This window comes from Borrelia crocidurae, assembly GCF_000825665.2.
Classification (GTDB): Bacteria; Spirochaetota; Spirochaetia; order Borreliales; family Borreliaceae; genus Borrelia; species Borrelia duttonii.
The window spans coordinates 330938-344629 of the sequence record NZ_LN609267.1; the positions used below are offsets into that span (position 1 = coordinate 330938).

Consider the following 13692-nt stretch of genomic DNA (forward strand, 5'->3'; position numbering starts at 1 on the left):
ACCTACAAGACCATTTAAAAAAGCACTGGTAAATACTGTACAAAACTTATATTTAAATTCATTAATACTAAAAAATTTACTTAATGTTTTTCGATCACTCAATATTTCAAGTTTTAATCCCAAAATAGTTCTTTTATGAATAAATACATAACATCCCCAAATTAACAAACTAAATACAAGCAAATATGGCAAAGCAACATCACGAGCAAATATTTTATTAATACTTTTAGTTTGACTTAAAAGTTCATTTGAACTTAAAAGCTTTGATATAAACCCATCTACCAACCTTTGATTTCCATAAGACATCAAAAGACCAGTAAGCATACCATTTACTCCACAAAAAAATGTTAATAAAAAAGGAACTATACCTATAAGTCCAACTAATAATGAACTTAAAAACATTATTAATATAAAATTAAAGTATGTAAGCCCACAAAAATCACAAAACACATAAGACAAAAACGCTCCAAAATAAACCTGACCCTCATCGCCAAGAGTTAAACTATTACTCTTAGCACAAGTTGAAATTCCTGTTGCAACTAACAATAACAACATAAAATTCCATAAAATTACTTTTATGTAAGAAAAACTAAAAAATCCATCAAAAAAATAACTAATACATAACGCACTAAAAGAAAACATAAATAAAATATATTCTTTTCTAAATGTATTCATACAAATAACATTTCCTTTAAGGTTGACTTATCGACATATTCTCTTTTTAATCTCAACACGACCTCCCCTGTTTTTATTGCCAAAATATCATCAGATAAAAGCAACAATTCATCCAAATTAGGGGTAATTAAAAGTACGGGCTTCTCATTAGAAAAATTACGAATAAAATTAGACGTTTCAATATATGCCCTATAATCTAGATTGCTAAGAGGTGAAAAACAAATTAAAAAGCTTTTTGTAATATATTTTTCTCTAAAAAGAGCAAGCTTTTTTAAAGTTCCACCAGAGAATGCCACAGATTTAGAATAAAAAGTCTTTAATATCTTACTATCACAATATTCCATATCATTTTTAAAAAATTTTTTAAGCTTATTAATGGTAGATTTTTTAATAAAAATTTCATTTTCAAAACTCATTATTTTAGATAAAAAACTATCCAATATAGTGATATTATCAGGAAATAAATTACCAATTCCTAAAGGCAAAAAACCTGCCTTAAGCTCATTAAAATCAACATTTTCATATCGATGTCCATTCATCTTAATACATCCTACAAATGGTATTTTTCCTAAGAATAACTTTTCCCAAGTTTTTATTGCTGCCTCTTCTGCAACAATACCCAAAATACCTCTCTTTTTCAAAGAAAAATTAATATCATATTTCCAAAAATCTTCAAAAAATAAACTAAATTTTATAAATTCTTCATTTTGTTCACCACGTTTAGAATTTACAGCAATAAATTTACCAGAAGGTATTTCAAGTTTATTCAGTATAATTTCTTTATTTGTTGTTCTAAAACATTTTCCTTCTTGTAAAATAATAAATTCATCACTAAATTTTATGGCATCGCTAATTTCTCTATGTGTAATAAAAAGCGAAGTAATACCTACCTTTTTAAGGTCTTGAAGTAATTTAATAAATTCTTTTGCCTCTTTTTGAGAAAAATAAGCAACACTCTCATCAAAAATAATAATCTTTGCATTTTTTTTAAGGGAAGACATAATAAGCAAAAAATATATTTCTTTAATATTTAAATCTTGTATCTTTGTTTCTAAATCAAAAATGATATTATAAAATTGTCTAAGCCATTTATAATATCTATAAGTTGCAGATCTATTCATTGGCATAAAAAACTTAGAATCAAACCAATAAATACTAAGATATTCCCAAACTTTTAAATTCATATCAAGCTTTGGAATCTGTGATACAACATAAATACCATTATTCTTTGCTACATCCACATTCCAATTTTTTTGTTTAATATTATTAACAAAAACCTCACCACTATCAAAACGAACAAGCCCAGCTATAATTTTTGATAAGGTACTCTTACCTTCTCCATTTCGCCCAATAACAGTTAAAATTTTAGATTCCTCAATTCTTAAATTGACACTATTTAGGATAGGTCTCTCAATATCTGGAAAATATTTTACTATATTTTTAAACTCTACCATAAATTATTCTAAATTTATTTTGATTTCAGTATCATTCATCTCTCTCATTTTTTCCTCAAGCTTTTCTTTAAGATCCAAACCTATACTCTCTAGATAAAATTTATTTAACAAATTAAATGAAACCCCCTTATCTTTAAATCCAAGCACTCTATAAGTTCCATACTGAATCTCACCCTTAATAGCTTTACTTAAGACCTCTTCCAAGAATAATCTTTGATTTGTAATACCCGATCCAATAATATTCTCTTTATTATCCAAATAATCCTCACCATCAAAAAGAACAACAAAAACACCATGCTTACGAACTGCTGATAGAACACCCTTAATAGCTGCCCCTACAATCGGAAGAATGACAGATACTTTTGAATCCAAAATTAAAGATTCGGTCAAAACCTTGACTCTATTACTGTCATGCCAATTTCCTAAAGTCCTAAAAAAAACCTCTGAATCTAAAACCTCTTTAATACCATTTTTAAAATAAGGAAAAATATAATTATTCATAACAGGATACTCTTGTCCAGCAATCAAAGCAACATTCTGATTTGCTAAATTTGAATCTTTTAAAAATAAACCAACATAATAACCCAATAAATAAGCTTCTTCAGCAACGTTATAAGAAAGAGAATATACTTGGGGATTAGTATTTTTAACTAAAGAATCAAAAAGCAAAAATTTAGTATAAGGATAATTCCTGGAAACTTTATCTATAATGCCTTGCATGACATTATTTGTTGTTATTAAAAAATCATAATTTTTGGAATTTAATAATTTCTCAAGTAATTCTATCCATTCATGCTGATTAAATCCAGATTCAAATAATTCAATATCAATATCACTTCTACTATTTTGAAATTCAATTAAACAATCATACATTGCCTTATAAGAAGGCGAACCAGTAATACTGCCAGGAATAAATAAAGCAATTTTTCTACTAGATGAAAATTTAAGCCCTCTAGCCTTAAAAAAATTAATATAAACAAATAAAAACAAACAAATTAATGAAATAACAATCCAAAAAATTCTAAAAAAAAAAGATTTACTCACAAATACAAAACACCTTTTTCTCATAAAATACAACTAATTTTGGCACTATGAGAACAAAACGGCATAAAATCAAAACCCTAAAACCTACCAATATACCAATTACTTTCATAAAAAGTTTCTTTGTAAAAAGATATCATAAATTCGCTATTACGTCCAATTTTAAGCAAATTTTGCTTTAATTTGATTAAAATATCAATTTTAAAAAAACAAAATCATAAATAATTAAAGAGAAATTCAATTTTACAAACTTTCAAGAAACAAATTTTTAAAATTAAAATATCTCCCTCAAACATTTAGTATTCAAATTCATTATAAAATACTTTCCTAAAAAAATTTATCTTTCAATCAAATAAAAATTATATTTATAGTTTCTAAATTATAACAAATTTCACTGCTAATTCATTAGTTTAACAAAAGCATTTCTTAATATCAAAATTCTCTAGGTGTTAATAAATAAAATTCATTAACACTTAAATTACTAGGAAGATCACCATTTGTACGAACTAAATACATTTTAAAGGAATGAATTGTTTTAAAAAATTTTTTTGCCAAAGATGACCTATTTTGTTTATAATTTTCAAAAAATTTTAAAACAGATCCATAAATGATCACTTTATCAAACATATCAGAAGTATGATTAACAATATCCTCTATAAAAAAGAAAACATTGGCTAAATAAATAAAATTCTTAAAAAGAATACCTACTCTTCCTCTTAAATAATTAACATCATTTATCATATCAACCCTATTTCCTAAAGTATAATTTTTATCCTCTAAACTCCACTTAGAATATATAACGTTAAATTTAGGATCCCTTACTAAATAATCGTACACGAAATCAAACCTAAAGCTATCCTCAACATACTTTGAAAATACATAAGCTGAATGCTTATTATTTAGAGAAATAAAGTTTTTGCGAGACATTTCTTTTAAGTTTTGAATCACATTTTGTGGCACAGCATCATCGGTTTTATATAAAAAAGAATTATTATTCCAAAGTAAAATACTAGTGTTTGTCGAAATCCAATATGTATCTTTATTATAATGATTAAGAATACCATCAAACACACTGACAAAATAATTATTAAAATATTCACAATTTACATAAAATTTAGCTGGAGCATCTGTTTTAAAAAAATAATTATTAATATCTACAGAAAATGAAGAACCATGAACAATTTTATAAATTGTCACATCTAAACTTCCCTTAAATAAATATATTTTTGCATCTTGCATATCTTTAAGAGAAGAATAACAAATAAGACTATAAGTATTAGAATGCAAAGTTAAATCTGATTCAATACCATTAATCCCATATAAGCTTATTTTAAGTTTAGAATTACTGCCTACATCAATAAAATCATATTCAAAAATTTCATCTCCTAAATTTAACTTAACATAAACAGCATTTCGTATAACATTAATTTGTCCTTCCATTTCCTTAATAGATGCTACTTGAGAAAACAATATTACTTGAGATGACAAAAATAAAAGGATAATAATATATAATTTCAAAACCAAATTTTCCTTTTCAATAATATTACAATGTTAATTATATCTTTTTTAAAGAGATTTATTAACTTTAATAAAAACAAAAAATACGTTATACTTCTCTAACACAGCATAAAAAAATAATATTTTATGTTAAGCCTGTTCTTTTCAAGAATCTAAGGTGTGAGAAAAGTTACACAATGTGTAGCCAATTTTATGTCAAAAGGATGTACTTATGATTAAAAAATCTAAATTATTATTTTTAATATTATCTATGCTTACTCTTGTCCTAATTTCATGCCAAACTGCACCTCAAGAAGAAAGATGTGGAGAACCAGTGATTTTTAAGGCAGATTAAAGGCAAGAATTAAAATATTGATGTAATAAAAATAGAACGTAATATGAAACAAAAAAATTGTATAATATCAAATTGTGTAATAATATACTACTTAGAAGCTTTATAAGAAGTGATATGTAAAAAGTAAAGTTCTTAATTTATGTAATCAATATCACATAAGAAGGATGTATTTATGATAAAAAAAAGCAAGTTATTATTTTTAATGTTATTTGTTTTTGCTATTTCTCTAATTTCATGCAATAGCACACCAGAGGATCAACAAAATGACAACTCCAAAATCTCAATTAAAGAAACTGGAGATATCAAAAGAGACATTGAAGAAATGAAAAATGGAGTCATCAGAGAAAGGGGTAATCTCTTTTATTCTAAAGAATTCAATGAAGCTGAAAAGCTTGAAAAAGAAATGAATAGTAAATTTTCAAAAGGAATAATTCAGGAAGGCAATGAACTTGCCACAAAAGTACTGGAACGATATAGAAATATCGAAAGAGACACAATAGAAAAAAAAGAAAAAATAAATTATTTAAAAGAAAATATTGAAAAATATTTAAATGACGCTGAAGTTAATGAAGCATACATATGGATTCCATTAGAAATCGATGAAGTAAACAATTTATATTTTGAGGCAACAAGAAAATACAAAATATATGATATCGAAAGTGCTCTTGGAATGTATAGCAAAGCATTTACTAAAGCACAACAAACGGCTAAAAAAGCAAAGGAAGCAAGAGCTCTTAAAGAAACAGAAGAAAGAATGTACAAACAATTAAAAGCACTAGAAGCTGCTTCTAATCTTCCTATTTATAGCAACAATAAGCTTATTAAGCCATCACCATGGAATGGAAGAAGTTTAATTCAAGATAAAGGTGAAAGAGTAAATCTATTGAATTTACAAGATAACACTTACTTACTTGGACAAATAGATGCAATAGTGCTCCCTTATGAAGAGAAAGTAGAAGAAGTAAAAAATACAGAAGCAAATAAATTCAAAACACTTCAACTCATTGAAAAAGCCAGACAACTATGGGAACAAGGACTTGAAGCCAAAAATCTCAATAATCTCAGGCTAGCAAACGAACTATTCTTAGATTCTGCAAGATACTTAAAAGCTTATCAAAGTCATTCAAGTAAAGAACTCTACATAATCAAAATTGGAAATACATTATGGGGAATTTCTAAAAAATTATATAATGACCCTTATTTATGGCCAAAAATCTGGTTTGCTAACAGACAAAAAATTCAAAATCCAGATCTCATACTTGAAAATTGGAAAATAATAATTCCTTCTAAATAAAATATAAAGAAGAAAACAAACATCAACTTGTTTTCTTCTTTTATATCTAATAAAATTAAATTAAATATTTTCTATAGAACAAGAGTATAACGAATGAATAAATTAATACTGCCATTAACTATTTTATTAGTCTCCTGCTACACAATAGCTCATCTAGATGACCAACTTACAGAAAAAACCTCTCACAGAATTTATTTAAAAGAAGCTCAAAAAGCAAAAAATATTAATGACTATCAAACTGCTTTAAAAATATATGAAAAAATGATTCAAAATTACAAAGAAAACAAAGAAATTGTTGCCACCGGAAAGTATGAAATTGCATTCATATATTATATTAATAATAAAAAAGGAGAACATACATGAAAAAGCTCTTTGAAGAATTGATACAATCTAACATTGAAACACCTAAGTGGGTTATACCACTATCTCAAAAAATATTACAAAAGATCAAAACCCAATAAAAAATAAAACAACTTCAAATTAACAAAATTTACTACTTAAGTAATATACCATAAATTGTAATATCCTTCTCCTTAGCTGCTCTAATAACATCTTCATAAACTATAGGACCTCTAGGATACTCATGAGGAGGAGCATTGCCAAGTACAATAATAAATCTATTATCTGATTTCCAATCAAATTGAGTAACAGCAGCATTAACTCCTTCAAATACCGCTTCAGGATAATCTCCTCCACCCCCAACATTAATACTTTCAAGAATATTATGTAAATATTCTTTACTATTAAAATCAAAAGATCGTGTTAAAAAATCTTCAAGATAGTCCTTATAAAACACAAAACCTATTCTATAAGACTTAAACTGATTCAATTGAGGTTCTACCATATCAAGAAGGTGTTCTCGTAAAATTTCAATATGATTTTTCATACTATCAGTAACATCAATAACAAAAACTAGATCTAAATCAACAAGTGGATCTTCTGATTTTTCTAAAATATCTTTTATTTTATCAACAATATCAAGTCCTTTATTTGCAGTAACAACATCATCAGCAAATCTAGAAAATCCCTCTTCTAAAACACTATTTTCAACTATATTTTCTCGTTGCGTATCCCCAAAAAACAATTCATAAGCATTATCTTTATATTTACCTAAATAATCATTATATTTTTTTTCAAAAGTTCTAATTGAAAACCAAAAAGGTTCCTTATTTCTTTTTAAAATTTCCAAATCGATATCTCCACTTCTTGTTGAAAAATTTGGAAATCCATACCTCAATTTTTTAGGTATTAAAATATGAAAAGCTTCTCCAAATCTTTTATTTTGCACAGGAGTAGAAGATGTTAAAGATAAAAGACTTCTATTTTGAATCACTCGACCATTTAAAATTCTAATTTCATCACCATTAATCTTATTATATTCTAATGTTCTAAATGAATAAGTAGAAGCATCTTTATTTTTATCTGGAATTTCAAAAGATTCGGTTAAAATAACTGATTTAATATTTGGTTTTTTTCTAATAAAAAGATGAAATCCATCATCATGAGCTTCAACATAAACATCATCAATATTAATACTCAAGTGATCATGCGATTCAGAAAACAAATTAAATACAATAAACAAGAAAATAATAAAGCAAGCTTTTCTCATATAAACCCTTACACATTAATCGGACAATTCTACAATGTCCTTAAGCTGATAAATTATAAAGATCTAAAGATTATCAGCTAAATTATCATAAAACAAAATCTTTAAACCTGTAAAATCATTTTTAAATACGCTTCTAAGATTTAAACTAGCAAGATCGCTTTTAACATTTTTCATCATATCCTCATCACGATTTAAGAGATCAAATATTCTAGAAGATTCTGTTAAATTTGCAATTCCTGAATCAAAAAGATCATGATCTATAATAACACCAGACTTACCCTTATTGCCAAGAGATGCTATTATCTCAACAACTCCAAGATTATTATAAACTTCAATTTCTCTTAGCAACAAAGCTTTATGATGATCATTTCCTTTAGGTCTCAAACTTAAAATACTGGATTTCTCTGATTCCAAATTTTGCAATACTCTTAAATAATAACTCCTAGAAGCTTCAAAATCACCCATTTTATAAAGAACAGATGCTATTGAATTTAAAACTTTATTACTATTTGCAAATCCAGACATATTTTCAACTTTGAATAGCGAAGTTAATGCATCCTTATAATTATTTTCCTTATAACTAAGTAATGCTAATTTATAGTAAACATCTGGTGAATTAACCCCTTCATTTATTGCCATTTTATAAGAAGATATGGCTGATTGAAAACCATTTAAAGTTTTAAATATATCTCCTTGCTTTTCATAAATTAAAGCAAGTTCTCTCGAACCTTTAATAAGGCCATTTCTTTTATAAAAATCATATTCATTTAAAGCCAAACTGACAATATTATTTGCTTTAAGTGTATCATTTCCCTTCTCATAAATATCTGATAAAATTCTATAAGCAATAATCTTTTCACCAGCATTATTAATTGAATCTTCTTGTCTAAAACCGTTTATAGCCGTTAATAAATATCCTTCTGACTTTTTCAAATCTCCCATATAATAAAAATATCTACCACTTTCAAATAATGCCTTATTATAATCAGGATTTTTTAATAAAATTCTCCTAAGAATATATTCAATCTCCGAATTAAGATTAACATCATTTAAAATATCAGAAACACTCTTGCCACTATTTATTTTAAAATTAGAAAACTCTTTATTAAGTAAATTCATTTGAGCATTTAAATATTTTAAATTTCTAGAGAGAGCATTTATTCGCTTATTATAAACTGTAAATTCTACATATTTATCTATCAATTTCTTAACATACTTAGTATAAACTACCTCATCAATATCTAATTCCTGATTTGTTTTAATAAAAGCATTTACATTGTCAGCCTCTCTCTCAGCACCAGCTTCAATATAAGCATCAAAAAGCTTAAATAAAACTTCCTTCTTCCGATGTCCATATTTTGAAAGTAAAATGGTATAATCATTTATACTATTTCTATAATACATAGGATCCACTTGAGCCCACTGAAAATAATTCTCACCCTTAGCCATTAATGCCTCATAATCATAAATATCGTAAGATATAACCTCATCCAAAATCGAATTAGCATCAGAATATTCACCAAGCCTCATCTTCATAAAAGCATAAGATATATAACCATCTTTATCAAAAATTTTTCGTCTTCTCTTAGAAGCACCCTCAGAAAATGGGTCAACAGTAAACAATTCTTCATATTTTTCCTCAGCACTATCAAAATCCTTTATACTCTCAAAAGCCTTAGCATAAGTTAAAAACCACTTTCTATTAGGACGCATATAATATGCATCCTTAAAAGTAGCTTTAGCAAGTTCTCTTTTATTTTCATATATATATGAAATTCCTTCTTTATATTTTTGATCAGATACAATATAAAAAAACATAATATCGACTAAAAAATAAAACGACAAAAAGGTTAATACAATAAAAAAAGAGGCAATTTTTAATATTGGTGTTAAGGCTTTAGAAAGTCTATAACTAAATTGCTTCTCCAGTTTGCTAAATTCTTCTGCCTTATAATACATAATGGGCAATTTAACAGATCTGCCAATAATATCTCCAACAAATTTAGCAATAAAATTAAGCCCTTTTTTATTTTGCTCAACAAGATCAACTAATGCTTCAATTTTATATTTAGAAACATTTTCTAACATTAATGCTTCGGCAATAGCAATTCTCAAATTTCTAGGATAAGAATCTAAATGTTTAAAAAATAAAGAATAATTAACTTTAAAATCAGAATCCTCAAAAATTTTGTTCTCTTGATCCTTTAAAGATTGAAAATCACCTGTAAGATTAGACCAATCTTTCTCCTCTTTAGTATTAGGATCTAAAGAATCATCACTAGAATCAAACTTATTAGAAGAAATTTCATCATCTGCTTCCTTGATTTTACTAATCATATACTCAAGATCAAAATCATCATTATTATAATCTTGAGATTCTTGAGTAGAACTATCATCATTTTCAAAAGGATTTTCAAAATCAGAAGAATTTGAATTTAAACCATTCTCTACATTTGAATTTTGAACATTATCATCATCATCAACATTATTACCAGAATTATCTAAATTCAAATTAATAGCATCATCTAAACTTACAGAATTATCATCAAGAACTTTATCTAAAGTTTCCTCAAAATGTGAACCTAAAACATCAAAATCCTCATTTAAATTATCAAATTCAGAATCAATTTCTACATTTTCGGAATTTTTTAAAAGATTAATATCATTTTCACTAGCTTCACTCTTTTGTCCTTCCTCATTATCAAGAACACCAAGAATAGCATCTAAATCTGGTCCTTCATCATGTTCTTCATCAAAATCAACAACTTCTTCTTGTTCTTCCCAAGGAAGAATAGACTCACCATCCTTTGGAGGGTCAATATCCATTTTAATGCCAAAACTATCTTTTCTAGCTTTCTCATCAGCAATATTATCTATTATTTCCTTCTTAAACTTATTTATTTTATCTATATCAGGCATATTACAATAAAATCCTAAATCAAATCATTATATATTTTAGCTCCATCCTTATGAAGAATCTCAAAACGTTTTTCTAAATCATCAGCAATCTTGGAACCTAAAATTTCTTTTGTTGGTTCTAAACCTTCTTTTTTCAATTTTTCTAAAATCAAAGTTTTATATTCAACTATATCCAACACTTCGGTTGTATTATATACAAGAACATCTTCTCTAAAAATATCACACGACATATCATCATTTGATGAAACTTCAAGAATATTGCCATTAATACCAACCATTATGAAATAATCAAAAATTTTAAAATAATTTAAAATTTCTGAAATTATCTTTTTAGTCTCAGGTTTACCTTTTCTATATCTTGTAGCTGTTGGGAAAATAAGAATTATATAACCACTATTCTTTTTGTCTGCAACATATCTCATAGAATTAGCATTAAAAACTCGTCTCTCCCTCATAGTTTTACTATCAACATCAACAAATGCATGTGGAGGATAGATGAATATTACATTATAGCCCAAACTTAAACTTTTAATTAATAAATTATCTTTAAAAAGTTTAACACCAGCTATAGGAACAACATATTCTGAAATTTCCTTACAATTCATTTTTTCAAGCAAAAATTGAAAACAAGGAAAATCGAAATTACTATAATGTTCCATTAATATAATTGAAGACTTACCAGATTTGGACTTTTCATAAAGTTTTAAAATATTTTGAATACCAACAATAGTAGAATTACTCTTAAGTAATCTTTCTATCATCGTATCAACCAACTTTCTACTAACAGAATCAGCCTCATGATACGAACTATTTAAACAATTTATATTTTCAATATCTTTAAACCTACTAAAGAATTCGTTCTCAATACCTTTAAAATACTTATTAAAACTTTTATTCCGTATAAACATAAAACTTCATCCTTTAAAGTTTTTGAAAAACAACATACTAAAAATCCAAAAATACTCAAATGTAATATCTAACATGCATCAATAATTTTATATAAATTATACTTTATTTATTTAGCAAATTAAAGTAAAATCCATTCAAGTATATTAAACAAGAATAATTCATTTAAAAATACAAAATAAATATAAAGGAGAATAAATTATGAAATATAAAGTCATAATTCTATAATCTTTCTTAACTATATGGCTAACTTCTTGTTCAAATAATGAACATAAAGAAAAGATAATATTTAGGACAACAGCTGAATCCGAACCTGATTCACTAGATCCTCAACTAGCTACTTCAGCTCAATCATATAGAATAATCGTAAATATATTTTCAGGATTAACAACAAAAAACACACAAACTGGAGGATATAAACCAGGACTAGCTAAATCTTGGGATGTATCTGAAGATGGTCTTGTATACACAATGCATCTAAGAGAAGATATATTTTGGAGTGATGGAGTCCCTATTACTGCTGAGGGAATTCGAAAATCTTACCTTAGAGTATTAAATAAAAAAACAGGTTCACAATATGTTGATATTGTTAAATCAACAATAAAAAATGCACAGGATTATTTTGATGGTAAAATATCAGAATCTGAACTTGGTATTAAAACTATAAATGATTCAACATTAGAAATAACATTAATTAGTCCAAAACCTTATTTTCTTGATATGTTAACTCACCAAACATTCATACCAGTACCAATTCACACTATTGAAAAATACGGACAAAACTGGACAAACCCTGAAAATATAGTAATAAGTGGTGCATATAAATTAAAAGAAAGAACACCAAATGAAAAAATAGTTCTTGAAAAAAATAACAAATATTATAACTTTGCAAATGTCGAAATAGACGAAGTAATATTTTATCAAGCGCAAGGAAACACCGCTTATAATATGTATATAAACGATGAACTTGATTTCTTAACAGCAATAACACCAGAATACCTAGATGAAGCTAGAATAAGAAACGATTATTACTCTCACCCTGCAAACACCTTAATCTATATGGCATTCAACACAACTGTCAAACCACTTAACAATGCAAAAGTTAGAGAAGCTTTAACCCTTGCTATTGACAGAGAAGCCCTAAACAAAATGTCTCTAAAAGGTCAATCACAACCAACTAGAAATATAACCCCATCATTTGAAAACTATGCTTATGGTAAACAATTAAAATTATTTGATCCCGAAAGAGCAAAACAATTATTAGCTGAAGCTGGCTATCCTAATGGTTCAGGTTTTCCTACTCTTAAATACAAAACTTCACAAAAAAACATAATGAAAATAACCGCAGAATTTTTACAAGAACAATTCAAAAAAGTATTAAACATCAATATTGAGATTGAAATTGAAGAATGGACCACATTTTTAGGTAGCAGAAGAACGGGTAATTATCAAATATCACATATGGGATGGACAGGGGATTATGTAGATCCATCAACATTCCTTAATTTATTTACAACAGAAAACTACAACTTTGGCTCATACGGTTATTCAAGTAAGCAATATGACAATTTGATAAACCAATCGAATTTTATCTTAGATCCTATAGAAAGACAAGAAATCTTACGCAAAGCTGAAGAAATAATTATAGAAAAAGATTTTCCTGCATCTCCACTTTCAATACCAAAATCATATGCTCTCTTTAGACATGATAAATGGATTGGATGGATTCCCAATATTGCAGAAGTCTATCTTTATGAAGATATCAAACAACAAAAAGAAAACACATAAAATATGAAATGCAATACAAAAATTAAGAAACATAAACACTAACAATTATTCAAATACAAACGACTTGATATGATTAATTTTATTATTTGTGGTCTACTTAAAATAAACTAATAAAAGTATTCTTAAGTAAGGGCCAAAATCCACTTAATATGAA

Annotated in this window: 9 protein-coding genes and 1 pseudogene; 3 read left to right on the plus strand and 7 right to left on the minus strand. The window is 26.5% G+C overall.

Going from position 1 to position 13692, the window contains the following annotated elements:
- The 4 genes from BN1173_RS01635 to BN1173_RS01650 form a co-directional block, all read right to left on the minus strand.
- Positions 1 to 675, minus strand: a 675-nt coding sequence (locus tag BN1173_RS01635) for an ABC transporter permease subunit (RefSeq protein WP_040236187.1), incomplete at its 3' end; no start/stop codon positions are given.
- Positions 672 to 2129 carry an ATP-binding cassette domain-containing protein gene (locus BN1173_RS01640; RefSeq protein ID WP_014696196.1) on the minus strand — a complete coding sequence of 486 codons (1458 nt, stop codon included), beginning with the start codon at positions 2127 to 2129 and terminating at the stop codon, positions 672 to 674. The genes BN1173_RS01640 and BN1173_RS01635, both read right to left, overlap by 4 nt.
- 3 nt (positions 2130 to 2132) lie before the next feature.
- Positions 2133 to 3173 (minus strand): BMP family ABC transporter substrate-binding protein, encoded by a 1041-nt coding sequence (locus BN1173_RS01645; protein ID WP_014696197.1) that lies wholly within the window; start codon positions 3171 to 3173, stop codon positions 2133 to 2135.
- Between the two features lie 429 nt (positions 3174 to 3602).
- Complete coding sequence (locus BN1173_RS01650; protein ID WP_425456542.1) at positions 3603 to 4658, minus strand: hypothetical protein; 1056 nt, start codon at positions 4656 to 4658, stop codon at positions 3603 to 3605.
- Between the two features lie 536 nt (positions 4659 to 5194).
- On the opposite strand from BN1173_RS01650, the gene BN1173_RS01655 reads away from it, so the two are divergent.
- Positions 5195 to 6316 carry a LysM peptidoglycan-binding domain-containing protein gene (locus BN1173_RS01655; protein WP_040236190.1) on the plus strand — a complete coding sequence of 374 codons (1122 nt, stop codon included), beginning with the start codon at positions 5195 to 5197 and terminating at the stop codon, positions 6314 to 6316.
- A 93-nt stretch (positions 6317 to 6409) separates the two neighbouring features.
- Positions 6410 to 6777 (plus strand): annotated as a pseudogene (locus BN1173_RS01660) (tetratricopeptide repeat protein).
- Positions 6778 to 6809: 32 nt separating this feature from the next.
- Here the strand turns inward: BN1173_RS01660 and BN1173_RS01665 are convergent.
- The 3 genes from BN1173_RS01665 to BN1173_RS01675 form a co-directional block, all read right to left on the minus strand.
- Complete coding sequence (locus BN1173_RS01665) at positions 6810 to 7925, minus strand: VWA domain-containing protein (RefSeq protein ID WP_014696201.1); 1116 nt, start codon at positions 7923 to 7925, stop codon at positions 6810 to 6812.
- Between the two features lie 63 nt (positions 7926 to 7988).
- Positions 7989 to 10844: a periplasmic flagellar collar protein FlcA gene (flcA, locus tag BN1173_RS01670; RefSeq protein WP_040236193.1), complete on the minus strand. Its 2856-nt coding sequence runs from the start codon at positions 10842 to 10844 to the stop codon at positions 7989 to 7991.
- A gap of 14 nt (positions 10845 to 10858) precedes the next feature.
- Positions 10859 to 11752 (minus strand): 1-acyl-sn-glycerol-3-phosphate acyltransferase, encoded by an 894-nt coding sequence (locus BN1173_RS01675; RefSeq protein WP_040236196.1) that lies wholly within the window; start codon positions 11750 to 11752, stop codon positions 10859 to 10861.
- Positions 11753 to 11990: 238 nt separating this feature from the next.
- Here BN1173_RS01675 and BN1173_RS01680 point away from each other — a divergent pair, with 238 nt between their 5' ends.
- Entirely contained in the window at positions 11991 to 13538 is a 1548-nt protein-coding gene (locus BN1173_RS01680; RefSeq protein WP_246040073.1) for a peptide ABC transporter substrate-binding protein, read from the plus strand.
- The last annotated feature ends 154 nt before the right edge of the window (positions 13539 to 13692 follow it).

Coding starts and splice junctions, on each gene's coding strand:
- BN1173_RS01640 (WP_014696196.1), bottom strand. CDS start 2,129: ATGGTAGAGTTTAAAAATATAGTAAAATATTTTCCAGATATTGAGAGA.
- BN1173_RS01655 (WP_040236190.1), top strand. CDS start 5,195: ATGATAAAAAAAAGCAAGTTATTATTTTTAATGTTATTTGTTTTTGCT.
- BN1173_RS01665 (WP_014696201.1), bottom strand. CDS start 7,925: ATGAGAAAAGCTTGCTTTATTATTTTCTTGTTTATTGTATTTAATTTG.
- flcA (WP_040236193.1), bottom strand. CDS start 10,844: ATGCCTGATATAGATAAAATAAATAAGTTTAAGAAGGAAATAATAGAT.
- BN1173_RS01675 (WP_040236196.1), bottom strand. CDS start 11,752: ATGTTTATACGGAATAAAAGTTTTAATAAGTATTTTAAAGGTATTGAG.